Consider the following 26,525-nt stretch of genomic DNA (forward strand, 5'->3'; position numbering starts at 1 on the left):
AGTTGAATGGAGGATCAAGGGGTGTCGACGACAGGAGACCCACTCGCTGGTTGAGCCGGCACCGAGCGAAGCGAGGAGCCGGTACCCCCGCTGGTTGAGCCGGCACCGAGCGAAGCGAGGAGCCGGTACCCCCGCTGGTTGAGCCGGCACCGAGCGAAGCGAGGAGCCGATACCCTCGCTGGTTGAGCCGGCACCGAGCGAAGCGAGGAGCCGGTACCCCCGCTGGTTGAGCCGGCACCGAGCGAAGCGAGGAGCCGGTACCCCCGCTGGTTGAGCCGGCACCGAGCGAAGCGAGGAGCCGAGTCGAAACCACCCGGCGAGAGAAGATCAGGTCAGCGCTGGTACCAGCGTCCGACGATGCGGTTGCCCAGCCAGCCGAAGAACCAGAAGACGGCCACGCCGAGAAGTGAGGCGAGCACGATCGAGGCGAACAGTTCCTCGGCTTGCAGTCGCGACCGGTAGTTGTCGATCAGGATGCCGATGCCGGGATTGCCCTGCTTGAAGAAGAAGTCGCCCACGATGGCGCCGACCACCGACAGGCCCGCCGAGATGCGGAGACCGGCGAAGATGGCCGGCATGGCGGCGGGGAACTCCAGCTTGCGCAGGATGGTGACGCGGCTCGGACGGTGCAGGGCGAAGAGATCCCGCATCTGCCGGTCGACCGATCGAAGGCCGAACAGGGTGTTGGAGACGATCGGGAACAGTGAGATCAGTACACAGACGAAAACCCGTGCACTGAAGCCGAATCCGAACCAGAATCCGACCAGGGGGACGAGCGCCAGGATCGGGACGCACTGCAGCACCACGGCATACGGGAAGAGGGCGTTCTCCATCAGCCGTGACTGCGACATGATCACCGCCCACGTGATGCCGATGATCGCGGCGATCGTCAGGCCGGTCAACGCGACGGTGGCCGTGCGGCTCAGAGCCTCCCACATCGCCTGGGCGGAGTCGCCCAGCAGTCCGTCGGTGACGACCTGGTGCGGGGGCGGCATCAGGAATCGACGGCCGGGATCGAGCACCGCGTAGCTGACGAGGTACCACGCGCCGATGACCAGGCCCAGGACGACGAGCGGCGCGGCGATCCCGACCATCTTCGATCGGGAGCGGCCGCGTCGGCCCGTGCGTGCGGCCACGGCGAGTTCGGTGGTGGAGCCGGGGTCGGGTGTACCGGCCTTGCCGGTTTTCGGGGTTCGCACGCCCGGGGCGGTCTCGGTGCCGGTGTCGGGGGCGCTCATGAATGTGCCTCTCGGAGTGCGCGGGAGATCCGGCCGGCGATCGCGCCGAACTCCGGCTCGAAACGCAGGTCGGGCGACCGGGGATAGTCGAAGGGGACCTCGATCTCGTCGACGATGGATCCCGGCCGTCCCGACATCACCAGGACACGCGTGGACAGGAACGCCGCCTCGGCGACCGAGTGGGTGATGAACAGGCCGGCAAAGCGTTTGACGGCGAACAGCTCGGTCAGGTCGGTACCGAGCCGTTCGCGGGTCAATTCGTCGAGTGCGGCGAACGGTTCGTCGAACAGGAACAGATCGGGATCGAGCGTCAGCGAGCGGGCCAGCGACACCCGCATCCGCATGCCGCCGGACAGCATGTGCGGCAGGTGCTTGTCGAACCCGGTCAGCCCGACCGTCTCCAGCGCGGCGCGGACGCGTTCGCGCCGTTCGGCTTTCGGTGCACCGTCGAGTTCACCGAGCAGTGCGACGTTGTCGGCCACGGTCCGCCACGGGAGCAGGGTGGCGTCCTGGAACACGTAACCGATCCGTTCGGCACCGCTCTGCAGGTAACCGTCGGTGATCGTCTCCAGGCCCGACGACAACCGCAGGAGGGTCGACTTGCCGCAACCCGATGGGCCCACGACGCTGACGAACTCGCCCTCCCGCACGGTCAGGTTCACGTCGCGGAGGGCGTGAGTGCCGTCCGGATAGGTGAGCTCCACGTGTTCGAAGCCGACGAGCGGGTGACCGAGTGCCGGTCTGGGGGTCGTTGCTGGTGAACTCATCATCTCTCCATGCCGACGGGGGACAGGCCCAGCGGTGATGCTGCGGCTGAGGACATTCCGGCCTGTGATGCTCCTGCCGGGGACGGAACCGGGAACGACGGGAACGCCGTCCAGGTGGTGGACTCGGTGCGTGCGACCGCCGTTCCGTTCACGATCACGACCCGGTCGGCCGGCGCGGTGGCGATGACCTCGGTGAGATCGGCGCCGCGGATGGCGACGAGGTCGGCGCGGGCTCCGACGACGGGGCCCGCGGGCTCCAGTCCGAGCACGGCACGCGCCTCGGAGGTGACCAGTTCCGTTGCGGTGTGGGGGTTCTGATGTGCGGCGGTGATCAGCAGGGCGGCGGTCTCGAGCGGGTCGGCCCGGCCCACGGGGTTGAACGGGTCGCGGATGTTGTCCGCACCACCGGCGACGCGGACGCCGTGATCGCGCAGCACGTCGATCGGCGTGATGCCTCGTCGCCCCGCGGACGGTCCGGATCGGCCCTGGAGGTACAGGTTCGTCACCGGCAAGGCGACGACCGAGACACGGGCCCGTGCGAGCGCCCGTGCGACCCGTTGCAGGTCGGCGGCGGCCAGGGTGTCGAGGCGGCAACAGTGGCCGGCCGTGCGGATCCGGTCGTCGGGCCACTCGGCGACGCGGTCGGCGAAGGCCTCGATGGTCAGGTGGTCACCGTCGAGGAATTCATCGACGTGCAGGTCGGCGCCGATACCGCGCGCTTCGGCGAGGTCGAGCAGTCTCGTGAGCTCGGCGATGGGGTCATCGGCGATGTGCGGGGCCCCGCCGACGAGGTCGACGCCGGCGTCGAGCGCGGCCTCGATGTGCGCGGTGGGCGTGAGTGGGCTCGCCAGGACCGCGACCTGGATGTCCATCAGTCCGCGCAGGTGCTCCCGGACCTCGGTGAGCACGCGGACGGCTCGCAGTGGGTCGTCGTGCGAGAGCACGTCGGCGTGGGTGCGCACCGCGGTGATGCCGTTGCGCAGCATGGACGAGGTCGCCCGGAGGGCGCGCGTCCGGAACGACTGCTCGTCGAGGGAGACGCTGCCGGCCCGCCAGGAGGCGATCGCGGCGTCGAGGTCGCCGCTCGGCGGTGACAACTCCGGCCACGACAGGGCCTTGTCCAGGTGGGCGTGGGGTTCGGCGGCGGGTGGGAGCAGCAGGTGGTCGCGGAGATCCAGCCAGTCGGCGGGATGTGGGACATCGGGAGAAAACGGTGTGACGGCGCGGACGCGGTGGATACCGTCGGCTTCGGCGGACAGCTCGACATCGACCACTGACCCGTCGGCCAGTGATCCGGTGATGCCCGGCACGGGCGCTGTCTGCTGAGTCGGCATTGATGACACTTCCTCGAGAACATCGAAATGGCGTGCGACGGTGCACGACTGGGTCGGTGGTCCCGCTGTGGCTGGGGTCGGCGGGGTTGGGGCGGTTCGTGATACTTGTTGATCACGTCAACACGTCCGAATATAGGAATGCGCTGTTGCCACGACGTTAACCAGCGCTGCGGGCGTGTAACCATCGGTTCTGCAGGAAGGGTGTGAGCCACATGGCGCTCGACGAGCCGGACGTCGCGCAGGTGTCGCTGGGTGCCGAGATCCGCCGACGACGTAAGCGGCACGGCCTCACGTTGACGAATCTGGCTGCGCAGGCCGGTATCTCGCATCCGTTCTTGTCGCAGCTCGAGCGCGGATACGCGCGTCCGAGCATGACGACCCTGGAACGGATCGCCAGGGCGCTGGACACCACCCAGGTCAGTCTGATGCTGGCCGCGGACCCTGCGCACGTGGCGGGGGCACCGTCTCCGGCACCCGTCGGGACGCAACTGGTGCGTGCCGGCGAGGGCGCGATCCTGCCGCAGGCCGGCGACAACGCCGGATACGCCCGGTTGCTCGTTCGAGGAGACGCCGCGTTCTTCCCCCAGGAGCAGTTGTTGAACCGGCGGGATTACGGCGAGTACTTCCAGCACGAGCAGGACGAGTGGTTGCATGTCGTCGACGGCGAGGTCGAGGTCGACCTCGGCGACGGAAGTCTCCTCGAATTGCGAAGGGGCGACAGCCTTTACTACGCTGGCGGCATTCCCCACCGGTGGCGGCTCACCGGTTCCGAGGCCGCTCGGCTCGTCGTTGTCCAGGCGTCAACGCAGGTGTCGGAGATCCGCGACGGTGGGGGTGGTTCCCGTGGCTGGGAATCCCGGCGGAGGTCGTAGTACCTAGGAGATCTCCGATGTCTTTGTCAGCGAACGACCTTCGAGATGGACTGCGTGTCCGCGTGGTGTCACGGCGCCGGCTCGCCCGTCGGGTGGACGAATTCGTCCTCGCGCCGGTCGGTGTCGCCGCGCTGCCGCCCTGGACCGCTGGATCGCACGTCGATCTGCACACACCGGGCGGCCCGGTCAGGCAGTACTCGTTGTGTTCCTCACCTGACGACACGAGTACGTACCGGATCGCCGTCGAACGGCGGATCGACAGCCGGGGCGGTTCGGCCTCCGTGCACGACGACATCAAGGTGGGCGGCGAGGTGTGGATCAGCCCGCCGCGCAATCACTTCGCGCTGACACGTGCACTCGGTTATGTGTTCGTGGCCGGTGGTATCGGCATCACCCCCGTCCTCGCCCTCGTCGACGAGGCCCGCCGTACCGGGCGGCCGTGGCGGCTCGTCTACGTCGGACGGTCCCGGGCGGAGATGGCGTTCGTCGACGAGATCGAATCCAGGTACCCCGGGCTGGTCACGATTCACGAGTCGGCCCTTTCGGGCCGCCTGGATCTCGGTGGCGTCCTGGCCGGGCTCTCCCGCGGCACCGCCGTGTACACCTGCGGGCCGCCATCGATGCTGGAAGCCGTTGCGCAAGTGTGTGAGCCGCAACCGGCCGTGGACTCGTTCGCCGAGAAGTTCACGGCCACGACAACGCAGTCCGCGGCTGACGCGGAGTTCGAACTCTCCCTCGCCTTCTCGGGTGTGACGGTGACGGTGCCGCAGGATCGCACCATCCTCGACGTCCTGGACGGACGTGGGGTGGTGGCGCCGTCGTCGTGCCGCGAAGGTGTCTGCGGAACCTGTGAGACGGGGGTGGTCAGCGGCGAGGTGGACCACCGCGACTCGATCCTGTCGCCGGAGGAGCGGTCCGAGAACGAATCCATGATGATCTGCGTGTCGCGGTGTATGAGCGGTCGTCTGGTGCTCGAGCTGTGACCGTCACGGTGCTCATCGGCGCCGTGGCGGTCCTGCGTGACGCGTCGACGGTCACGCGCGATCCGGTCGTGGTCGACGACAGACAGATCGGGGCTGTGGTCGGCGGCCGGGCCGCTGCGGACGAGATCGTCGACGTCTCGGGGTGCGTCGTCACACCCGGTCTCGTGAACGCGCACCACCATCTGCTGCAGACCGCGTTCCGGTCGCGTCCGGAGAGTCGGTCGGTACCGATGCCGCAGTGGCTCGGCCTGATGGCGCAACGCTATTCATCGGTCGGTGTCGACCCCGAGCTCGTCGCCGCGGCAGCGGCTGCCGGGCTCGCGGAGTCCCTGCTGTGCGGTGTGACCGCGGTCGCCGACCATCACCTGACCTGGCCCGGTGGTCAGGACCCGGTCGCGTTGGCCGGAGGGACCATAGATGCCGCCGCACGGGTCGGTGCGCGATTGGTCTTCGTCCGGGGCACTGCTCGCGACGATCCGCAAGCCGCAGCCGCATCGGTCGAGGACATCCACCGAACCCATCTGGGTGCGGGGGCAACCGGCACGAGCGCGGACGGGATGCTTCAGCTGGCCGTCGGCCCGTCCGGCGTGCACAGCGACGGGCCGGAGACCTTCGCGACGCTCGGCGAGGTCGCATCCCGACTCGGCCTACGTCGTCGTACGCAGGCGAATGAGCAGGTCGATGTGCAGGTCGCCGCGGAACGATATGGGCGGCGTCCCCTCGAGTTGCTCCACGAGTGGGGTTGGCTCGCCGACGACGTCACGCTGGCGCATCTGTGCGAGATCACCGACGACGAAGTGGCTCTGGTCGCGCGATCGGGAGCGTCTGCGACCCACGCGCCCGGGTGCGACGTGCCGATGGGATGGGGTGTCGCGCGGGTCGCGGCGCTTACGTCCGCGGGTGTGCGGGTGGGACTCGGCACCAGCGGCGGCGGGAGCAACGACGCCGGGCACCTGCTCGCCGATGCCCGCCTGGCCGTTCAGGTCTCGGGATTGATCGGCGAACCCGTCACGGCCCGAAAGGTTCTCGCGATGGCGTCCGAGGGTTCGGCGGCAGGTCTCGGCCGCAGCGAGCTGGGGCACCTCCGACCCGGTGCCGCCGCCGACCTCTGCGTGTGGGACTGCTCGGACGTCTTCGACGCCGGGGTCACCGACCCGGTCGACGGCCTGCTGTGGGCCGGCCCGGGCCGGCGACCCCGCGACGTCATGGTCGCCGGCCGGTGGGTGGTACGCGACGGAGAACTCGTGACCGCTGATTCACGTTCGCTCGCAGCCGAACTCACGACACTGCTGGACCGGCGGCAGCGTTCTGCTCCCTGATCCGAGAGAACCACAGAACCGCTGGTCCATTGGGTGCAGCGACGGCCTCCCTCTGCTCCCTGAGGTGCGAGCGAAGCGAGCCACGAAGGGCTTCGCAACGTGTCTCACCAGGCCCTTCGTGGCTCGTCGCTATCGCTCCTCACTCCTCAGGGAGCAATGGGGTCGCTTCTTTCGGATCAGCAAGCAGGGGCTGGCTCGCCCGCCGTCAGGAAGTGGCCGTCGCACACGGCGGTGCGGGTGCGTCCTCGGACAGCGGCTTGTTCAGGGGCATCAGGTACAGGACGACAAGTACGACCGGGGTGGTCCCGAGATTGGTTCCCTCGTGGGTGTTCGCCTTGCCCCCGGGTTCGGCGATGATCTCGCCGGTCCGGTACACCACCGGCTTGCAGTCGGAGCCGGGGTGGGTAAGGGTGCCCTGCCGGACCAGTCCGTAGAGCGGGCCGTCGTGATAGTGCCACCCGGTGGTGCCGCCGGGGGCGATGGTGATCTCCCGGACCTCCACGTGTACGCCGTCGGGCACGAAGGGTAGGAGGTCGGCCGGGATGTCCGCCTTGGCCAGGCTGACCGCCGAGATTCCGGACGAGGGCGTGGAATTCGCCGTCCCCGACGACATCGCGAGCGGCGTCAGGAGAGCGGCCGCGGCGGCGAGCGTCGCGACGGCGGTGCGCAGGAGTGGTGTCATCGTCCGACCGTACGTCGGGCCGACCCACCTCATACCCGATTCGTCCGATTCCGTTGTGCAACAGTCCTGGACGATTGACCCGAACGGTCCTGGGTACAGAGCGGTGTGCATACGATGACGGGACCGAGTCGTTGATGATTCGGTACGAACTCGAGGAGCCGCGGATGTCTCGCTTGCCGAATGTCGTGGTCGTCGGCGTCGCCGTCCTGTCCATGGTGATGGGCGTGGCGGGTGTGCTCGTGCCCTCGGCGGGAACCGCGGCGGCGGACACCCTCACCGGTGTCCGATACGCCAAGGCGACGGCCGGCGCGCCATACCGGGAGACCTGGGTGTCGCCCCGCAATCTCGTGGTGTCGGTGTGGTCACGGTCGATGCAGACCCAGGTCCCGTCGCTGGTCCAGACGCCCGCGAACCGGAACCAGGCCGCACCGGTGATGTACCTGCTCAGCGGATCGTCCGGTGGCGAGGACAACGACGACTGGACGCACGCCACCGACGCCAACGCGTTCTATGCCAACAAGAACGTGTGGACCGTGACCCCGATCGGCGGTGCCGCGAGCTACTACGCCGACTGGCGCCGCGTCGACCCGGCCGCGAACTTCCGGTTCGGCGTGAAGACGTCGCGGCCCCTGCGGTGGGAGACCTTTCTGACCTCGGAGCTGCCCGCCGCCTTCGAGAATGCCCACGGGGGACGATCCGTCCCGGGACGCTCGCGCGGTGTCGCGGGGATCTCGATGGCGGGTACGGCGGTGCTGCGGATCGCCGAGAACCACCCGGGGTTCTACCGGGCGGTGGGCTCCTATTCGGGATGCGCCGACACCGCGTCGCCCACCGGGCAGTTGCTGTTGCGCAACGTGGTGTTCGTCCCCGGACTCGCCGACGCCAGCAACATGTACGGCCCGCCCGGGGACCCGCAGTGGGCAGCCCAGGATCCGGTGATCAACGCCTACAAGTTCGGGCGTCGCACCCCTGCCCTGTGGATCAGTGCGGCGACCGGATTGCCCGGTGCGCACGACAATCTGTCCGACCGGCGGATCGCCGGCAACGTGGGGGAGCTCGCCGAACAGGTCGCGGCCGGCGGATTTGCCGAAGCGACCGCACGATCGTGCACGGTGACGATGGCAAACCGCCTCGCCGCGCTGCGCATCCCGGCCGTCGTCCGGCTCCCGGCGACCGGTACGCATTCCTGGGGGTACTGGGAGGACCAGATGCATGAGTCCTGGCCGATGTTCGCCCGCGCGCTCGGCGCGTGACGCCGCGGGAGATGCACCGCGGACGGCGGTCGTCGTCGACCGCCGGACCTCGCATTTCAGCGTCCGTTCAACTCGGCGCACCTACGGTCGGGGCGTGATCTCCGGGCACGGCTCCACCCGACGAGGCCCAGGGGGCGATCCGCGATGACCGTGACCCGGCGCGGCCTGTGGCTCTCGCAACTGCTGCATCCCGAGGTCTCGCATGTCGTCGCGTTCGGCCTGACCCTGAGCGGCCGGCTCGACGCCGAACGACTGCATCGCACGGCCGGTGCCGTGCTCGACCACGTCGGCTGGTACGACGTACGTCTGAGCCCGGATCGCTCGCCGGCCGACGGTCATCCGCACCCCCTGCACTCAGCCGGTTCCGGACTGGACCCGGTGGAATGCGTCGACCTGTCCACGTGTGCCGATCCGGCGGCTGCGAGCGACTCGCGAGCGCAGGATTTCCTCGATGACCCCGCCGGTGCCGACCTCGGACTGCCGTTGTTCCGCAGCGAACTGCACGTTCTCGCCCCCGACTCCCACCGGTGGGTCGTGCGGGTGCATCACGTGCTCACCGACGGCGCCGGCGTCCTGCGGGTGATGGCGCACATCGCCGCTGTCTACGCGGGTACGGCGCGGCCGGACGAGTTGCGCCTCGCCGACGACCTCGAACTCGAGGCCGAAGAGGAGCGGTACCGCGACTCGCGACGCCGACAGGCCGACGAACAACACTGGGACCGACGGCTCGACGGCCTCGCGCCGTCCCTGCTGGCCGGTTCCGTCCCGCATTTCACGTCGTCGATCGTGCGCGTCACCGAAACCCTGAGAAGTCCGCGGACCGCATCGTCGGCCGAGTTCGTCACCGCGTTCGCGGGCCTGTGCGCCCGGCTCCTCGACACCCCCGACGTGGGGCTGAGTCTCCCGGTCGCCGCACGTACCTCGGCGGCACGTCTTAGGGCGGTGCAGCCCGTCTCCAACGTCGTGCCGTTGCGCCTCGACGGAATCGGGGACCGCGACGCCGGGCAGGCCCTCGTCGACGTGTCGTCGGCACTGATCGAGGCACTGCGTCACCAGCGCCACCATCGCGAGGACATGCTGCGAAAGCAGCACGGGCTCAGCGGGTTCGGTGCGGTGGTCAACCTCCTGCCGGGCTTCGATCCGCCCGCCGTCGACGGTCTGCACTGGGGACTGGAGGTGATGCGGACCGGTCCGATCTCCGACGTCGCGGTGACCCTGCACCCCGCGGACCAGGACGGGCGTCAGGCGGTGACCTGGGAAGCCGCGGATGCCGTTTTCGACAGCGACGCGCTGGCCACCCTTGCCCGACGCTTCGACCGACATCTCACTGCCACCCTCCTTGAACTGGATGGCGGCCCGACGATTCCCGACGACTCGGTGTTCGTCGACGGCGAATGGGAGCGGTTCCGGTGCGTGAGCGGGCCGCCGACGCCGCCCTTCACGCCGATCGTGAGCCACCTCGAGAACCACTGGACGTCGGACCCCGAGGCCATCGCGATCATCGACGGAGAGGTCTCGGTGTCCCGGCGCGAGTTCGCCCGCCGGGTGGATCGCGGGACCCGGTTGCTCGTGGAGGCCGGGGTCGGTGCGGGCGACCGGGTGGCGGTGTCCATCGAGAGGTCGGCGGCCTCCGTCGTCGCGTTCTGGTCGGTGCTGTGTGCGGGCGGCGTATGGGTGCCGATCGGCGACCCGTTCGCACCGGAGGCGCGAACGCGTGATCTGCTCGATCGCTCGGGCGCCAAGGTCGGGTTGTGCGTGCCGGGCGCCCCACGCCCGGGCTCGATCCGGTGGCTGGATCTCGAGCACAGCGACCCTGATTCGCCGGTGGCCGATCGGTGGCCGGGTTTGGAACGCGGGCCCGACGATGCCGCCTACCTGCTGTTCACGTCGGGTTCCACCGGAACACCCAAGGGCGTGATCATGCCCCACCGCGGCCTGCCCGCCCTGATCGCGGAGATCCGACAGACGTACGCTCTGACACCCGGGTCACGCATCCTGCACGCGTCGTCCCCGACCTTCGACACCGGGATCGTCGAGATGCTGTGCGGGGTCGTCTGTGGGGCGACCGTTGTCGTCGCGCCCAGGTCGGCACCCGGCGGTGATGCACTGGCACAGCTGATCCGACGGCATCGCGTCAGTCACCTCATCGTCACGCCGTCGGTCCTCGACACCCTGCCCCTGGATCTGGCCGACGATCTGGTGCAGGTGATCATCGGTGGCGAACCGCCGTCGCCGCGGGTGGTCGACCGCTGGTCGGGTCGCGTCCGGCTGCGGAATGCGTACGGACCCACCGAAGCCCGGTGCAGCATCAACATCTCCGCTCCGCTGCTGCCGGGCGAGGCGATCACTGTGGGCCCGCCGATGGTCGGAGTCGACGAGGCGGTCCTGGATCGCCTCGGCCGGCCACAACCTCCCGGGGCGATCGGCACGCTCCACTGTGCGGGACCGCAATTGGCCGACGGCTATCTCGACGATTCGGCGTCCACTGCGGAGGCCTTCGTGCAGAGCACGTTCTCGGCCGAGGAGGGGATGTACCGGACCGGCGACCTGGCCCAGTGGACCGAGGCCGGTGAGATCCGACTGCTCGGACGCCGCGACGGACAGATCACCCTGCGGGGCTTGCGAATCGAACTCGCTGAGATCGACGCTGCGCTCGGACGATGCACCGACGTGCGGAGTTCCGCGACGATTCTGCGCGAGTTGCCATCGGGCCGTACCGCGCTGGTGTCATTCGTCGTGCCGCAGGGCACCGGAACGGATGTCGACGCACCCGGGCTGCGTCGCGCGGTCGCCGGTGTCTTGCCGTCGTACATGGTGCCCGCGCTCGTCATCGGCATCGACGCGCTACCCCGTACCGGCAACGGCAAGCTCGACGTCGGAAAGCTGGCGGACCACCCGCTCCCCGGTCGCCGGTCGGCGCGCGGACCCGTCGGCTCGCACGAGACCCTGCTGGTTCGGGTCGTGGGCGAGGCGCTGGGTACTGATGAAGTCGATCTGTTCGCCGGCTTCCTCGAGCAGGGCGGCGACTCCCTGGCGGTCATGCGGGTCGTCGGATCGCTGATCGCGGCAGGACATTCCGAGATCGGGCCCGACGACGTGCTCACCGCGCCCGACCTGGAGACGCTGGCCGAGCGGATGGTCGAGCCGGTGCGCCCGGACGTCATCGTACGGCGACCGGCCGCACCGGCCGACGATCGTCCGCTCACGTCCGCAGAACGGACGGTCGAACGCGCACCGGGACACCCGTACGGGCAGCTGGTCCGCGTCGGATGGGTTCCACCCGAGACCGGGCGGCCCACCGCTCCCGAATTGCGAGACTTGCTCCGCGCGTTGGCCGATCGGCACCCCGCCCTGCGGTCGAGCTATCCGGACACCCCCGCCGGGCCGGTCCAGCGGGCGCTGGCCGGCGGCGCTGACGCAGCGGTCGATGTTGCCGTGCAGGTGGTTTCGGACCCAGACCCGAACCCGGGACGCGAGAGCCTACGCGCACACGCCGAACAGATGTCGGCGTCGCTCGATGTCCGGACCGCGCCGCCGTTCTGCGTGCGGATCCTGGCGGATGCCGGCGGCGGTGTGATGGCCGCGGTCGCGGTGTTCCATCACATCGCGGTCGACGGTCACTCGCTCGGAACACTGGCCCGAGAGGCGGACCTGATCGCCCGTGGGGTAGATGTTTCGGCGGTGCAACCGATCTCGCCGCCCGCACCACACACTGACGACGACATGGACGACCGGTCGTGGCACCGACTGCTCGGCGAACCGTCCGCGGACTCCTTCACCCTAGACGGGCTGGACCCCGTCTCCTACGCGCAGTCCACGGCGGTTCGTCGCCGGGCTCTCGTCGACGCCGACGTCTACGCACGGTTCCGTGCCGGCGCGTCCGAGCAGGGCATGACCCCGTTCGAGGCATTCGGAAGATCGGTGTCGGAGGCGCTCGCGCGACTGACCGGACAAGACCGGGTGATGGCGGCCACCGCGGCGTCGACGCGACCGACGGGTGCCGAGGACACCGTGGGCGACTTCGTCGTCGCTGCGGTCACGCCGCTCGACGCCCGCGAGGATGTCCGCGGCTGGGTCGAGCGCACCCGTCGGTGCATCGCCGCGGCGACCGGGCCGATGGAGGACGTGCTGGACGTACTGGGCCGGCCGGTCGTCGACGGGCGCCTGTTCCCGGTGCCGGTGCTGCTCGGCTGGACCCCGACGGTCACCCGGCCGAGCGCGGGTGGTCATCTGTACGTGTTCCCACCCCGGATCACGCGATGGATGCTGCAGATCGAGGGCTCGCCGACCGCGCAGGGGGAGCTGCAGATCCTGGTGACCGGTGCGGCCTCCGCCCTCGCGCAATCCCGGGTCGAGCAGGTCCTCGCCGAGGTCGTCGCGTGCGTGCGCCGGGTGTGACACTCGCGGTGCCCGACCGCCGACGGCGATTCCGGGCGGCCAGCGTTCGCATGCGACTGACGGTCGTCGGCGCGGCGATGCTGTTCACCGCACTGCTGATCGCCGGCGCGATCGTGCTGTTCGTCCTGTACCACTCGTTGAACACCGCCGCCGACGGCGCGACCGCCGCACGCAGCGGAGAGATCGTCGACGCGATGTCGCGGTCGGGCGTCGCCGGACTCGATCCGTCGCTGCTGGAACGGACTGAGGCCGTCGACATCGTCCAGATCGTCGGTCGCAACGGCGACGTGCTCGCCGCCACGCCCGGTGTCGAGCAGGACCGGGCGCTCGTCCCGCCCGCGGGCCGGGCCGGTGTGAGCCACGTGATCGACGCCGCATTCCCCGGGAGCGACACCGAGTATCGCGCGACCGTCCAGGGTGCCGAGGTGTCCGGTGACCTCGTCACGGTGGTGGTCGGAGCCGGGGAGGGCAGCATCCACGCCACTGTGTGGACGGTGTTCGCCGTGCTGTGCGTGGTGTTCCCGATCATTCTCGCGGCGGCCGTCTTCGCGACCGATCAGCTGCTACGGCGAGCGCTGCGTCCGGTCGAGTCCATCCGCGCCGAAGTCGCCGACATCTCCCGTGCGGGCGTCGCCCGTCGGGTGCCCGTCCCCGACACCGGAGATGAGATCGCGACCCTCGCCGAGACGATGAACGAGATGCTGGACCGGCTCGCATTCGCTCGTGACCAGCAGCTCCGTTTCGTCGGTGATTCGTCGCACGAGCTGCGGAGCCCGCTCGTCACCATCATCGGACTGCTCGAACTGGCCGACCGGACCGGCGAGCCCATCGACGACGATTCGGTGTCGACGCTTCTGCTCCCCGAGGCATACCGCCTTCGAGACCTGATCGACGACCTGCTGCTGCTCGCGCGCGCCGATGAGTACGGGCTGCGCCCCGAGTTCGAGGACGTGGATCTCGACGACATCGTCAACGACGAGGTGACCCGGCTCGACCTGACGACCGAACTCGACGTCGACGCCACGGTTCTCCCGGTGCGGGTGACCGGCGACCGGCGACAACTCGCGCGAGCGTTGCGGAACCTCGGCGACAACGCGACCCGGCACGCCCACGGCGCGGTCAGTGTCACGATGGCAGTCGGACCGGAGCGGGTGGCGGTGACCGTCGCCGACGACGGTGTCGGCGTTCCTGACAAGGACCGGGATCGGATCTTCGACCGGTTCGTCCGCCTGGACACAGCTCGTGAACGCGGCGGCGGGACGGGTCTCGGCCTGTCGATAGTGGCCGAGATCGTGCACGCGCACGGCGGGACGGTCGCGGTCGCCGACACCGGGGGCGACGGGTTCGCCATCGAGCTGTCGCTACCGCGCACGACACCTCATGACAGCGGGCCCCCGCCGTCACCGGCGAGGAGATAGCCTGCGCCCCGGACGGTTTCGATGGTTCGACAACCGAACGGGGTGTCGATGCGCCGGCGCAGATAGCCGACGTACACCTCGACGATGTTGTCGTCGCCCCGGTAGTGCGCGTCCCACACCGATTGCAGGATCTCGGTCTTGCTGACGACTGTTCCCTTGTGCCGCATCAGGAACTCGAGCACGGCGAACTCACGGGCGGTGAGGCGGATCGGGGTGTCGCCGCGCCGGACCTCCCGCGTTGCGGGGTCGAGGGTGAGCGAACCAGCACGGAGCACGGCGGGACGCTCGGGCGCACCGCGTCTCACCAGCGCCCGGAGGCGGGCCGACAGCACGACGAAGGAGAACGGTTTGACGAGATAGTCGTCGGCACCGAGGTCGAAGGCGTCCGCCTCGTCGTATTCGCCGTCCTTCGCGGTGAGCATCAGAACCGGCGTCCACACGGCGCGCCTGCGGAGCTCGCGGACGACCTCGTACCCGTTGAGGCGCGGCATCATGATGTCGCTGACGATCACGTCGTAGGTCCGAGTGCAGGCGCACTCGACGCCGTCGACCCCGTTGTCGGCTGTGTCGACCGTCCAGCCCTCGGCCGCCAGGGTGCGGCGGAGGGTCTCGGCGGCCCGCGGGTCGTCCTCGATCACCAGCACGCGCATGCGTCCCAGTATCACCGGCTGGGGTCGCAGCCCGCGGACCCGTCGACCCCGCGCGTCTCATGTCCAGACGGCGCGTGCCCCGCTCTCGCCGATGCGGTACACCATGATCACCGACACCACGCCCACGACGACGAGCAGCGCGCCGAGAGCGATGGCGACGGGTCGGCTCGTCGGGATCGTCGTTCTGGACACCCTCGTGCGGACGGCGGTGAGCAACCGGTCGTCGTGCACAGCCCACCACAGCACGGTCAGGGCGAAGAGAGGTCCGACCCAGTAGATCAGCTGGTCACCGAGGCCTGCATGACGTTCGACCGCCGCACTCGCGGGCACCTGTTCCTCCAGCGATTCGCCCGCGGAGGTGGTCAGCGGGACCGCGACGAGGGTGCCCAGCGCGACGAGCGGGGTGAGGATGCCGAGCCGACGACGCGCGGCCGGCCACACCACACCTGCGATCGCTATCAGTGCGGTCAGGGGAACGAGGACCACGACCAGGTGCACGAGGAGTGGGTGAAGGGGGAGCCCGTTGATGGTGTCCACACCGTGAACCTAGCTCGGCCGAGTTGAAGGGCTGCTGAATGCGGAACACCCCGCGGGCAACGGGCCCGCGGGGTGTTCTGTGTCGTGACGGCCGTGGCTGATCAGGCCAGATCGAACCGATCGTTGTTCGAGACCTTCACCCACGCCTTGACGAAGTCGTTGACGAAGCGCTCCGCCGAGTCGTCCTGCGCGTAGACCTCGGAGAGTGCGCGCAGCTGCGAGTGCGAGCCGAACACGAGGTCGGCAGCCGTTGCCGTCCACTTCTTCTCGCCGGTGGCGCGGTCGGTTCCCTCGTAGACGTTCTCGTCGGAACCGCTCTTCCACTCGGTGTTCATGTCGATGATGTTGCGGAAGAAGTCCGTCGACAGGACGCCGGGCCGGTCGGTGAACACGCCGTGCTTGCTGCCACCGTAATTGGTGTCGAGCACGCGGAGACCACCGACGAGGACGGTCAGCTCCGGCGCGGTGAGGTCCAGCATGTAGGCACGGTCGAGGAGCAGCGACTCCAGCGGAGTCTTCTCGCCGTCCTTGCTGAAGTTGCGGAACCCGTCGGCGCGCGGTTCGAGGACCTCGAACGAGTCGACGTCGGTGCTCTCCTGCGAGGCGTCCGTACGGCCGGGGGTGAACGGCACGGTGACCGGGAAACCGGCTGCCTCGGCGGCCTTCTCGATCGCCGCCGCACCGCCGAGGATGATGATGTCGGCGAGCGAGACCTTCTTGCCGCCCGATGCCGAGTCGTTGAAGTCCTTCTGGACCTGCTCGAGTACCGGCAGCACCTTGGCGAGTTCACCGGGCTCGTTGATCTCCCAGTTCTTCTGCGGCTCGAGACGGATGCGCGCGCCATTGGCACCGCCCCGCTTGTCGGTGCTGCGGAAGCTGGCCGCCGACGCCCACGCGGTCTTGATGAGCTGCGTCGGGGACAGCGCGTCGAGCAACGTGCCCTTGAGAGAGGCAATGTCGTCGGCGTCGATCAGTTCGTGATCGACCGCGGGCACCGGGTCCTGCCAGATCTGCGGCTCGGGAACCCACGGGCCGAGGTAGCGGCTGACCGGACCCATGTCGCGGTGCAGCAGCTTGTACCACGCCTTGGCGAAGGCCTCGGCGAGCTCCTCGGGATGGTCGAGCCACCGACGGGTGATGTCGGCGTAGATCGGCGACTCACGCAGCGCGACGTCGGTCACCAGCATCGTGGGGGCGCGACCGGGACCGCCGAACGGATCGGGGATCGTGCCCGCTCCCGCACCGTCTTTCGCGACGTACTGCCAGGCGCCGGCAGGGCTCTTGGTGAGCTCCCACTCGTAACCGTAGAGGTTCTGGAGGAACCCGTTGCCCCACTGGGTCGGGGTGGACGTCCAGACGACCTCGAGACCACTGGTGATCGTGTCCTCGGCCTTGCCCTTGCCGTAACCCGACTTCCAGCCCAGCCCCTGCTGCTCGATCGGGGCGCCCTCGGGCTCGGGCCCGATCAGGTCGGCGTCGCCGGCGCCGTGGGTCTTGCCGAAGCTGTGGCCGCCGATGATGAGTGCGGCCGTCTCCTCGTCGTTCATCGCCATGCGACCGAAGGTCTCGCGGATGTCCTCGGCGGCGGCGATCGGGTCCGGCTTGCCCTCGGGGCCTTCGGGATTGACGTAGATGAGACCCATCGTGGTGGCGCCGAGGGGCTGGGCGAGCTCACGTTCGCCGGAGTAGCGCTTGTCGGTGCCGAGCCAGGCATCCTCCGGGCCCCAGAACACCTCCTCGGGCTCCCAGATGTCCTCGCGGCCGAAGCCGAAGCCGAAGGTCTTGAAGCCCATGGACTCCAGTGCGACGTTGCCCGCGAACACCAGCAGGTCGGCCCAGGACAGCTTGGTGCCGTACTTCTGCTTGATGGGCCAGAGCAGACGACGGGCCTTGTCCAGGTTGGCGTTGTCCGGCCAGCTGTTCAGCGGGGCGAACCGCTGAGCGCCCTGACCGCCGCCACCGCGGCCGTCGAAGATGCGGTAGGTACCGGCGGCGTGCCAGCTCATACGGATGAACAGGCCACCGTAGTGGCCGTAGTCGGCGGGCCACCAGTCCTGCGACGTCGTCATCAGCGAGACCAGGTCGGCCTTCAGGGCCTCGACGTCGAGCTTCTCGAATTCCGTTGCGTAGTCGAAGTCCTCACCGAGCGGGTTGGAGAGCGAGGAGTGTGCGTGCAGGATCGAGAGATCGATCTGCTCGGGCCACCAGTCCTTGTTGGTCAGCGGCGCATGAGCTTTCGGCTCCGGCGACGAGATGACCGGGTTCTCGCTCTCGCTGTTGCTACGGGTCTGCTCGTCGGAATTGGGCGGGCGGCTGTCGGAGGTCACGACATTCCTTTCGAGGGGGAACTGCTGATGGGCTGACTGATCACAGGGTGCGATCAGGTCGGGGCCGTGCTGACGCACTCGGGGCAAAGTCCCCAGAAGATGACCTCGGCCTCGTCGAGCGTGAAACCGTGGTCCTCGGATGGGGTCAGGCATGGGGCTTCCCCGACTGCGCAATCCACGTCGGCGATCGCGCCACAGGCGCGGCAGACGACGTGATGGTGATTGTCTCCGGTACGAAACTCGTAGCGCGACACCGAACCCGACGGTTGGATTCGGCGGATGAGACCGCGCTCGGTCAGGGCGTGCAGCACATCGTAGACGGCCTGACGCGAGACCTTGGGGAGGGTCTCGCGCACCGCGTGGTAGATCGTGTCCGTGTCGGCGTGTGGGTGATCGTCGACGGCATGCATCACCGTCACCCGCGGCTGGGTGACACGAAGATCTGCGGCCCGGAGTTGCTGGGCATAGTCCGATGTCGATGCCACGTGACCCACCATAGGGGCGTCGTCGCGACCGCGCACGGTTTTTCTGGATCTGATCCAAATTCCTTTCCGGTCCGCACGCGACGACGGCCGCCATCAGATGGATGGCGGCCGTCGGGTCGGTGCGGAGCGATCAGCTGTCGATGCCGACCAGGTCCTTCGCGAGTTCGGCGAATCGGATCTCGATCGCCGAGACCACGCGTTGGCGGTTCTTGTGTGCTTCCTCGTAGGCGAGGGTGACCCGCAGGTCGGCCGGCTTGGTCAACTCCTTGACCGCGGCCACCGCGTCGGTGACGTTGAGATCGACGTAGCCCTCGATCGGGAGGTCTTCTGCCTCAACGGTTCCGGTGATCTCGCGGAGCTGGTGGAGCGCGTCGGCGGCACCCTCGGCACCGCTGTCGCGGGCACTGTCCTCGACTGCCTCGAGGGCGGCGTCACGGCCGGCAGCCACGGTCTTCGAGACCGCGGCACCGGCGTTGCTGACGGCGTCACCGGCTCGCGAGGCGGTCTCGGTCGCGTCGTCGACTGCTCGTCCGAACCGGCTGCGCAAGGTCTCCACGGGGTCGGGGAGCTGGCGGGCGAACTCGGCGGTGCGGTCGATCGCCCACGATGCGCCGAGCGCCGGGGCGGTCAAGGCGCGCGCGGCGAGGCCGCTCGCCCACTGCGACGGGCCGCGACGCAGGGCGGCCGGGCCGCCGAGAGCCTCTTCGGCGAGAACCGTCGTGAGCCAGTGGACGGTCGCCGTGTGGGCGTCGATGAGCTTGTCGGCCAGGCCGACGAGTGATTGGTCATCCTGACCGGTGGCCAGTGCCTTCAGGTACGTGGCGCGTGCCACGAGCCGCTGCTCGAGTGCGAGGTCGTCGAGCAGGGCCTCGTCGAGCGGTTGGGTCTGCTCGGCCAACGTCTTGGCGACGGCACCGACACGGCCGAGTACCGGCCGGACGACATCGACGAGTCCGCCGCGGTCACGCAGGGCGGTCTCGATGGTGAGTGCGCGCTCGCGGGCGTTCTCGGCGTTCCGGGCCAGTTCCTTGCGGATCGCATCGGTTCGGGCCTGGGCCTGCCGGGTCTCGGCGATCTGGATCTCGGTGTGCGTCAACGCGAGGATCGCGCGAAGTTGCTGGTGAACGGTGGTGGTGGAAACGGTCATCGGATCTTGCTCCCCTCTTGAACGGGTTGGATCGGTTACACCCGAGTGTTGCCACGACGAGGGCAGATGTAACACCCCGGTGTGAATCAACCCGGCGCGCCGACTCGAACACGTTGAGCCACAGCGGGTTCTACGAATTGTGAGGCGCGTCACAACGGTCAACGAGGGCGTGCGCTATGACCGTTTGCCGAGATTTGTGTGGTAGCGGGCCTGCGTCGGGCCGGCCAGACCGTACGTCGAGGTTTGGTTTCGCCCTCGTCACGGGTACCTCGCGGCGATGCACCCGGAGCGGAGTGTTCGCCAGGCGGACCCCGACCTGGGATCCGGAGTGACGGTCGCGCAGATCGCCGACCACCTCGACACCGCCATCCTCGGCGACCTCACAGCCGGGTCGACGGTGGTCCGCGACATCGACGACGATTCCCGGACGATCCGTCCCGGAGACGCGTACCTGGCCATCCCGGGCCGCCGCTGGCACGGACTCGACTGCGAGCGGGACGTGGCCGCGGCCGGTGCCGTCCTCGTGATCAGCGACCGCCCGTCGTCGGTCCTGCCTTCTCTGGTCGTCGACGAACCTCGCCGCATCATGGGGCCGCTGACCTCGTGGTTCCACGGTGAACCGTCACGTGATCTGCGGATCTTCGGTGTCACCGGCACGAACGGCAAGACCAGCACGACCCACTTCGTCGATGCGGCCCTCGCGGCGAGCGGACCCTGGCGACCTTCCGACGCCACGGCGTCACCTGCTGCGCGATGGAGGTCTCCTCGCATGCGATCGATCAGGGAAGGGTCGACGGCACCGCATTCCGCGTGATGGCGTTCACCAACCTGTCCGACGACCATCTCGACTATCACGAGTCGATGGAGGGCTACTTCGCGACCAAGGCCGCGATGTTCACACCGGAGCGGACGCAGATCGCGGTGGTCGACATCGACGACCACTGGGGTGTGCGTCTGGCTGCCGGGACCACGACGGAGACCTGGACGTGCTCGACTCGACGCACGGACGCCGACGTCGTCGCCACCGATATCCGGGCCGGGCGTCTCGGCGCCGAGTTCACCGTCCACACGCCACACGGGCGATCCCGGGTCGGGCTGCAGGTGTTGGGGCCTCACCAGGTCGGCAACGCTCTACTGGCGCTCACCGCCGTGGTGGCAGACGGCGTCGACCTCGCCGCTGCGGCCGAGGGCGTCTCCTCGGTGACCGGCATCGCCGGACGGTGCGAACCCGTGCATGCCGGACAGCCGTATCGCGCGATCGTGGACTACATGCACAACACGGCGGGACAACACGCGATGTTCCCCTACCTGAGGTCGTTGACGGAGGACGGTCGGCTCATCGCCGTGGTCGGGGCAACCGGCGGACGCGATCCAGGGAAACGAGAACCACTGGGACAGGTCGCGGCGCGTTACGCGGACGTCGTGATCGTCACCGACGAGAGCCCCGAGGACGAGGACTCCGGCGAGATCAGGGCCAGTGTGCTGCGCGGCGCGCACCGGGAGGCGTCGGCGGTCGTCATCGAGGAACCCGACCGGCGGAGCGCATTCTCGACGGCCACGTCCATGGCCGGTGACCGCGACGTGGTCGTGGTCACCGGCCGGGGCAGCGACACCTTCCGCAGGTACGGGACCGAGACGTCGTTCTTCGACGATCACACCGAGTTACGGCGCGCGATCCTCGACACGTCGAGCTGAACGGGCGATCACTTCTTTCCGGACAGAACGGCGTCGCGGGCCGCGGCGGCCGCGTGGAGCTCGCGCTGATACAGGATGCCGTAGGTGAAACCGTTCTCTCCCTTGCGGATTCCCGCGGCGGCGCCCAGTTCCCGCAGGGCGCGGGCGGCAACGGCGGCATCCTGGTGTTCCCCCAGGACGGTCTGGATCTTCTTGTAGCGCTTGGCCTGCGCACGACCGATCGACCCGACGACGGGCGTGGCCAGCTCACCGGCGTAACGGGCGCGCTTGGCCGCCTTGCGCGCCCGATGCAGATCCTCCTCGTGCCCGGAGGCGAGGGCTTGCTTCAACCGCTTGTCCGCCTTGCGCGCCGCGCGGGTGGCGATCTGACGGACCTGCTTCTTCGAGATCTGGTCATCGACGAGCGGGACTGCCTCGTTCCAGGTCGTGAGGGTCGACAGCAGCCGGCGATACCGGTCCGATGTCATCTCGGCGGCGACGTTCTCGCGATGGTGGTGCTGCTGAGCGGAGAGTTCCTCCTCGATCCGCGCCGCAACCGGTCCGAGCACGAGCTCGTCGGGCAGTTCGGCGAGGGCGGTGGCGAATCGTGCGCGCAGGACCTCCCGGTCGCGCACCTCGCCGAGAACCCCTGCGAACCACCGCAGTTCGTCGTCGAGTCTCACGAGGCCGCTCGGCTCGAACAGCGGTGCCGCGGTCCGCAGCGTGCTCCGGAGACGGCGGATGGCGACGCGAACGCCGTGCACCGGGTTCTCACCGCGACGCAGCGCGACATCGCCGGCGAAGATGGTCGCGATCTGCTCGTGGACGTAGTCCAGTGCGGCGGCAGCGGCCGGCGACGCCGATCCGGCTCGGTGCGGTGCCTCGTGACCGATGGCGCGCTCGTACGTCGACGACGCCGACGCCGGACGCGCGCCGGCCCCGACCATCCGTTTGCGTACACCCTTGGGCACCGCATCCTTCGACGCGGAGCGCACCGCGACCTCGCGCCAGGACGTGGCGGTGGCGACCGGGCCGGTGGCGGTGGCGGAGACGGTGTCGTCGATCACCTCGTAGTCGGTCTCACCGTTCGCGTCGAGATGGCGGTGGCGGGTTCGGTGCGTGTGGACGATCGCCGCGACGCGAAGCGGTTTGCCGCCGCTCAGCCCCCAGAGGGCATCGGCAATCGTCGGCGGGACGGCCGTCGAGGGGGCGTCGATTCGTTCGGTGATGGCCTCAGCGGGGGAGGGGGTGACGACCCGCCAGCCGGCCGGACGCTCGTCCCCGTCGACGTAGACGACCGTGGTGCCGTGCGCGAGGAGGTCCCGGTCCTCGGTGTCGTAGTACGTGTCGCTGAAATCCGTCGACGTGATCTCGACGTCGCCGGGGTCTCCGAGGTCGGGGATGGCGCTGTCCAGACCGAAATCCCAGGTGTCTGCGCGGGTGGTGTCGGTGTGCACTACTCGCTCCTCACTCTCGCTGTGTCGCTGACACACCGAGGGTGTCCGAACCGGACATTCGGTAAACGTCGCGGAGCGGGACGACCGCCCTACGAGCGGTGGTAGACGCCGTCCTCGGAACGCGTGACCTGGCCGTGGCGCACGAGCCGTTCGAGGTGGAGTTCGGCTGTCCGTTTCTCCACCGCGTCGACGAAGGGCAGCTGGACATGCGGGCGATACACCAGCCGCTCGGTGGCGATCCCCTCGACCGTGAGTGGGCGGCGCAGCAACTCCAGCAGGCGTTCCTCGCGTCGATGGATGACGGCCTCGTAGTCGGCGAGACGTGATCGGAATTCGTCGGCGCCGGTGACCACGCCCTTCTGATGGAAGGTGCCGTACCAGCGGGCATCGATGTCGCGTACTCGCGCAATCGACGCGAGATAGTCGTCTACGCTGCTCCCCAGGTCGCCGTACATCGGTCCGAACGAGGTGAGGTCGATGTCGGCGAGATAGAGAAAGCCCGTGGGTTCGACGAGGATGCCGGAATGCCCGGCGGTGTGCCCGGGCAGGTGGACGACGGTCGCGGTGACCCCGCCGAGTTCGAAGGCGTGTCCGTCCTCGACCCCGGCGGCCTCGGGGAAGCCGGACGTCAACCGGAAGGTGTCGCCGATCTGGGCGTCGACGCCGGCCCTCTCCTCGTCGGTCAGTCCGTAGTTGTCGAGAAGGACCTGCAGGGATCGCACGCCATCGACGTCGGCGTGATGGGCGAACTTGTCCGCGGAGAAGTACCGGAGGCCAGCGATGTGGTCCTCGTGTGCGTGACTGATCATCACCGCGTCGGGTTGCACCGGGTCGTGGTCGACCTCGAGGGAGGGATCGACCACCAGGGTCCCGGCGGAGCCGCGGACCACGACCGTGTTGCCGTAAGGAAACGCACCGCCATGCGCCGACGCGAGCACGGTCACCTGGTCGAAGTGTTCTTCGATGAAACTCGGCGCGAGGGTCACGTCGTCTGCGTACCGCGGCGGGGGAATGCTGTCAACGGCAGGGTTCGTCGACGGACTCCCGTGCGCCGGTCACCGCGCGGATCCACAGCGGCACGATCAGCCACGCAAGGGAGAACGCCATGAGGGTGACGATGCGCGCGACCGCCGACGGAATCGGCCCGGCGGTCGCTCCGTAGACGACGGTGATCGCACCGGACAGCGCCAGGCCGAGCAGGGTGAGGCCGGCGAAAGACAGGTAGTGCGCGTAGGTGACGATCAGTGCGAGCTGGTGCTGACGGAACATGGCCCGGTGCAGCGCCACGGGCGCCGCCAGGGAGATCGCGGCGCCCACGGCACACGACACCGTGATCAGGTAGATCACTCGCAACGTGCCGCCGAGCTCTTCGAAACCGTCATGGAAGGGCAGGGTCAGCAGGAACCCGGTCAGGATCTGCACGCCGGTCTGGACGACCCGGAGCTCCTGCAGGAGCGAATTCCAATTGCGATCCAGCCGTTGGGTTTCCGTCTCGTCGCGTTGGGCGTGATTCCACGCGGCGTCGTCGGCGCCGGGTCCGGTGCGGTGGGTGTCCGACGGCTGGTCATCTGCTCATCGTCGCACCGGTTGGTCTCGCCGAGCCGTGCGGCGGAGTCTCGACGCGGTTACTGCTAGGGCGTGTTTACGGCGTCGTCACCAGATGTCCGCCCACGACGGACGGTCGGGCACGTCGATCGTGCGCGGTCTGTCCCCGCCCATGACGTCGGTCCCTACCGGGGGGCGTCGGCTCCGAGATTCTCGTCCAGCTGACGATGGCCGAAGGGCATATTGCCCTTCCACGGAGCTGAGGTGGACGAATCTCCGCTACCCACCGAACGGTTGACCGAGCACCACCGGCGAACTGCGGAAAGCCCGATCTGGCCTGGCGCGCGCGGCGTGACCGGAGGACCATCGGTCACATGGCCACGTCGATGGATGAGTTCACGATGTCCCAGCTGGGATCACTGCGCTGGGCGGACATGCGGCGACGGGTGCGCGCGCTGGTCGACGGAGAAGTCGTCGTCGACTCGACGAGGGCCATCCAGGTCTGGGAGCCCTACCGGGTCGTCGGATGCTATGCGGTGCCCGTCTCCGATGTCGTTGCGCCGCTGAGCGATGCACAGACAGTCGACGCCGCCGACGACCACGGACCGATCCTGACACCGGTCGACCCCTTCGCAGTGCACACTACGCCCGGTACGACCTTCGACCTCGTGGCCGGCGGACGGACGCTGGCCGGCGCCGCGTTCCGTCCGGACGATGCCGATCTCGCCGGCCACGTCCTGCTGGACTGGTCGGGCTTCGACGAGTGGCGCGAAGAGGAACAGACGGCGGTCGGTCATCCGCACGATCCGTTCCAGCGCATCGACTGCCTCGACACCGGCAGACATGTGGTGGTGACGGTGGGAGGATCGGTCCTGGCGGACAGCCGACGCCCGACCCTGCTGCTCGAAACCCACCTGCCGCCCCGACACTATCTGCCGCGCGAGGACGTCCGTACGGATCTGCTCGTGCCGTCGGACACGGTCACGGTCTGCGCGTACAAGGGCGAGGCAACCTACTGGTCGGCGGTCGTCGGCGACGAGGTCATCCCTGATGTGGCATGGACCTACACCGATCCGCTCACCGACGCCGAGCCCGTCCGGGACCTCATCTGCTTCTACGACGAGCGGGTAGGCCTGAGCGTCGAGACCTGACGGGGTCCTCGAACTAGAGCGGCGTCAGCGCAGTGAATACCGGATCGGCAGGTGTTTGAGACCGCCGACGAACACTGTTGCGGCCAGTTCTGGCGTCCCGGCCAGTTCGATGGAGTCGAGCCGCGGGATCAGTTCGGCGAAGAAGCTCCGCATCTCCATCCGGGCCAGAGCGGCGCCGAGACAGAAGTGGACGCCGTAGCCGAACGACAGATGCTTGTTGGGGAACCGGCCGATGTCGAAGGTGAACGGGTCGTCGAAGACCTCCTCGTCCCGATTGCCCGACGTGTAGGCGAGATAGACGGATTCGCCCTTGGCGATGGGCACACCTCGCACCGAGGTGTCCTCGGCAGCGGTGCGCATGAACTCCTTGACCGGTGTGGTCCACCGGATCATCTCCTCGACCGCGGTCCCCACGAGTTCGGGCTCGCGCCGAAGTCGTTCGAGTTCACCGGGGTTCTCGATGAGCGCCCGCAGGCCGCCGGAGATGGCGTCCTTGGTGGTGTCGTGCCCGGCGCTGGCCACGATCACGTAGTACGACGCGGTGTCGACGTCGGACAGGGGCTCGCCGTCGATGAGGCCGTTGGCGATGGCGGACGCCAGGTCGTCTGTGGGGTGGGCGCGTCGTGATGCGGTGAGTTCGCTGAAGTACGCGAAGAAGTCGAGCAGCGTCGTCATCCGCTCCTCGAGCGTTGCGCCGCGCCGGTATTCGACGTCGTCGGCGCCGAACAGTTCCTGTGTGAGCTGGTGCATCCGCGGGAAGTCCTCCTCGGGGAGGCCCAACAGCGACAGGATCACATACAGCGGGAAGCCGACCGCGATCTCCTCGACGAAGTCGCACTCGGGTCCGATGTCGCGCATCTTGTCGACGTAGCGCTTCGCGAGCTCATCGACGCGGGTCTGTAGGTCGCGCAGGGCTTTCGGACGAAACCAGTCGGCGCCGATGGCGCGGACCTTGCGGTGGTGCGGGTCGTCCATGTGGATCAGGGTGCGCAGTCCGGCACCGGACTCCAGCTGAGCACGTGCCACATCGTCGGCGGCGGCGGTGGTCAACACCGGACGCGGTTCGCTCAGCCACAGGTTGTTGTCGCGCTCGATGTCCATGATGTCGGCGTGCTTGGTGATCGCGAAGAACGGCCGGTAGGGGCCGTGGTCGACACGCGGTACCGGATTGTGTGCCCGCAGGTGGGCCATCGCGGCGTGCAGTCGCGGCTCGTCGGCGTAGGCCTTGGCGTCGGCGAAGACGTTGGCGGCGTCGTCGGTCATGCTCGTGTCCACGCTGCTTGTCGGC

General features: G+C 68.7%; 21 protein-coding genes and 1 pseudogene. 9 read left to right on the forward strand and 13 right to left on the reverse strand.

What is annotated here, in order from left to right; genetic code table 11:
• Positions 1–332: 332 nt before the first annotated feature.
• Genes KB201_RS14770 through KB201_RS14780 form a run of 3 tightly spaced genes read right to left on the reverse strand, consistent with a single transcriptional unit; the run spans position 333 to position 3,339 of the window.
• A complete protein-coding gene (locus tag KB201_RS14770) occupies positions 333–1,238 on the reverse strand; it encodes an ABC transporter permease (protein WP_078112714.1) in 906 nt (301 codons plus the stop codon).
• Complete coding sequence (locus KB201_RS14775; RefSeq protein WP_211539560.1) at positions 1,235–2,005, reverse strand: ABC transporter ATP-binding protein; 771 nt, start codon at positions 2,003–2,005, stop codon at positions 1,235–1,237. The genes KB201_RS14770 and KB201_RS14775 overlap by 4 nt, the downstream gene beginning before the upstream one ends.
• Positions 2,005–3,339 carry an amidohydrolase family protein gene (locus KB201_RS14780; RefSeq protein WP_211539561.1) on the reverse strand — a complete coding sequence of 445 codons (1,335 nt, stop codon included), beginning with the start codon at positions 3,337–3,339 and terminating at the stop codon, positions 2,005–2,007. Before KB201_RS14780 ends, KB201_RS14775 begins: the two co-directional genes overlap by 1 nt.
• A gap of 212 nt (positions 3,340–3,551) precedes the next feature.
• Between KB201_RS14780 and KB201_RS14785 the strand changes: the two genes are divergently transcribed.
• Genes KB201_RS14785 through KB201_RS14795 form a run of 3 tightly spaced genes read left to right on the forward strand, consistent with a single transcriptional unit; the run spans position 3,552 to position 6,513 of the window.
• Positions 3,552–4,211, forward strand: coding sequence for a helix-turn-helix domain-containing protein (locus KB201_RS14785; RefSeq protein ID WP_211539562.1), 660 nt, complete (start codon positions 3,552–3,554; stop codon positions 4,209–4,211).
• A 17-nt stretch (positions 4,212–4,228) separates the two neighbouring features.
• The gene (locus KB201_RS14790) at positions 4,229–5,194 is read left to right on the forward strand and encodes a PDR/VanB family oxidoreductase (protein WP_211539563.1); all 966 of its coding nucleotides are present in this window, start codon (positions 4,229–4,231) and stop codon (positions 5,192–5,194) included.
• A complete protein-coding gene (locus KB201_RS14795) occupies positions 5,191–6,513 on the forward strand; it encodes an amidohydrolase family protein (RefSeq protein WP_211539564.1) in 1,323 nt (440 codons plus the stop codon). The genes KB201_RS14790 and KB201_RS14795 overlap by 4 nt, the downstream gene beginning before the upstream one ends.
• Before the next feature lie 205 nt (positions 6,514–6,718).
• Here KB201_RS14795 and KB201_RS14800 read toward each other — a convergent pair whose 3' ends face one another.
• Positions 6,719–7,195 (reverse strand): cupin domain-containing protein, encoded by a 477-nt coding sequence (locus tag KB201_RS14800; RefSeq protein ID WP_058249779.1) that lies wholly within the window; start codon positions 7,193–7,195, stop codon positions 6,719–6,721.
• Positions 7,196–7,359: 164 nt separating this feature from the next.
• On the opposite strand from KB201_RS14800, the gene KB201_RS14805 reads away from it, so the two are divergent.
• The 3 genes from KB201_RS14805 (at position 7,360) to KB201_RS14815 (ending at position 14,264) form a co-directional block, all read left to right on the forward strand.
• Positions 7,360–8,448 (forward strand): alpha/beta hydrolase family protein, encoded by a 1,089-nt coding sequence (locus KB201_RS14805; protein ID WP_211539565.1) that lies wholly within the window; start codon positions 7,360–7,362, stop codon positions 8,446–8,448.
• A 144-nt stretch (positions 8,449–8,592) separates the two neighbouring features.
• Positions 8,593–12,846 (forward strand): AMP-binding protein, encoded by a 4,254-nt coding sequence (locus tag KB201_RS14810; RefSeq protein ID WP_211539566.1) that lies wholly within the window; start codon positions 8,593–8,595, stop codon positions 12,844–12,846.
• The gene (locus tag KB201_RS14815; protein ID WP_211539567.1) at positions 12,828–14,264 is read left to right on the forward strand and encodes a HAMP domain-containing sensor histidine kinase; all 1,437 of its coding nucleotides are present in this window, start codon (positions 12,828–12,830) and stop codon (positions 14,262–14,264) included. Before KB201_RS14810 ends, KB201_RS14815 begins: the two co-directional genes overlap by 19 nt.
• Here KB201_RS14815 and KB201_RS14820 read toward each other — a convergent pair.
• The 5 genes from KB201_RS14820 to KB201_RS14840 form a co-directional block, all read right to left on the reverse strand.
• Positions 14,225–14,914, reverse strand: coding sequence for a response regulator transcription factor (locus tag KB201_RS14820; protein WP_004019147.1), 690 nt, complete (start codon positions 14,912–14,914; stop codon positions 14,225–14,227). The genes KB201_RS14815 and KB201_RS14820 overlap by 40 nt on opposite strands.
• Before the next feature lie 57 nt (positions 14,915–14,971).
• Positions 14,972–15,451, reverse strand: a complete 480-nt coding sequence (locus tag KB201_RS14825) for a DUF2231 domain-containing protein (protein ID WP_211539568.1) — start codon at positions 15,449–15,451, stop codon at positions 14,972–14,974.
• Positions 15,452–15,552: 101 nt separating this feature from the next.
• Positions 15,553–17,778: a catalase/peroxidase HPI gene (gene katG / locus KB201_RS14830; RefSeq protein ID WP_078112708.1), complete on the reverse strand. Its 2,226-nt coding sequence runs from the start codon at positions 17,776–17,778 to the stop codon at positions 15,553–15,555.
• Positions 17,779–17,831: 53 nt separating this feature from the next.
• Positions 17,832–18,263: a Fur family transcriptional regulator gene (locus KB201_RS14835; RefSeq protein WP_176455914.1), complete on the reverse strand. Its 432-nt coding sequence runs from the start codon at positions 18,261–18,263 to the stop codon at positions 17,832–17,834.
• Between the two features lie 130 nt (positions 18,264–18,393).
• Positions 18,394–19,410 carry a ferritin-like domain-containing protein gene (locus KB201_RS14840; protein ID WP_211539569.1) on the reverse strand — a complete coding sequence of 339 codons (1,017 nt, stop codon included), beginning with the start codon at positions 19,408–19,410 and terminating at the stop codon, positions 18,394–18,396.
• 328 nt (positions 19,411–19,738) lie between these two features.
• On the opposite strand from KB201_RS14840, the gene KB201_RS25180 reads away from it, so the two are divergent.
• Both KB201_RS25180 and KB201_RS14845 read left to right on the forward strand, forming a co-directional pair.
• On the forward strand, positions 19,739–20,224 hold the full coding sequence (locus tag KB201_RS25180; RefSeq protein ID WP_307848074.1) for a Mur ligase domain-containing protein: 486 nt from the start codon (positions 19,739–19,741) through the stop codon (positions 20,222–20,224).
• Positions 20,164–21,105 (forward strand): UDP-N-acetylmuramyl-tripeptide synthetase, encoded by a 942-nt coding sequence (locus KB201_RS14845; protein ID WP_307848075.1) that lies wholly within the window; start codon positions 20,164–20,166, stop codon positions 21,103–21,105. Before KB201_RS25180 ends, KB201_RS14845 begins: the two co-directional genes overlap by 61 nt.
• 8 nt (positions 21,106–21,113) lie before the next feature.
• Here KB201_RS14845 and KB201_RS14850 read toward each other — a convergent pair whose 3' ends face one another.
• From KB201_RS14850 to KB201_RS14860, 3 genes and pseudogenes are all read right to left on the reverse strand, one after another.
• Positions 21,114–22,541, reverse strand: a complete 1,428-nt coding sequence (locus tag KB201_RS14850; RefSeq protein WP_065631426.1) for a CHAD domain-containing protein — start codon at positions 22,539–22,541, stop codon at positions 21,114–21,116.
• 89 nt (positions 22,542–22,630) lie between these two features.
• Positions 22,631–23,527 (reverse strand): MBL fold metallo-hydrolase, encoded by an 897-nt coding sequence (locus KB201_RS14855; protein WP_068970182.1) that lies wholly within the window; start codon positions 23,525–23,527, stop codon positions 22,631–22,633.
• Between the two features lie 31 nt (positions 23,528–23,558).
• Positions 23,559–24,101: pseudogene (locus KB201_RS14860) on the reverse strand (DUF6328 family protein); the annotation flags it as partial.
• A 359-nt stretch (positions 24,102–24,460) separates the two neighbouring features.
• Here KB201_RS14860 and KB201_RS14865 point away from each other — a divergent pair.
• Positions 24,461–25,237: a DUF427 domain-containing protein gene (locus KB201_RS14865; RefSeq protein WP_211539570.1), complete on the forward strand. Its 777-nt coding sequence runs from the start codon at positions 24,461–24,463 to the stop codon at positions 25,235–25,237.
• 24 nt (positions 25,238–25,261) lie between these two features.
• Here the strand turns inward: KB201_RS14865 and KB201_RS14870 are convergent, their stop codons facing one another.
• Positions 25,262–26,500, reverse strand: a complete 1,239-nt coding sequence (locus KB201_RS14870; protein WP_211539571.1) for a cytochrome P450 — start codon at positions 26,498–26,500, stop codon at positions 25,262–25,264.
• Positions 26,501–26,525 lie beyond the last annotated feature (25 nt).

The sequence above is a fragment of the Gordonia sp. SCSIO 19800 genome, from assembly GCF_018132775.1.
GTDB lineage: Bacteria > Actinomycetota > Actinomycetes > Mycobacteriales > Mycobacteriaceae > Gordonia > Gordonia hongkongensis.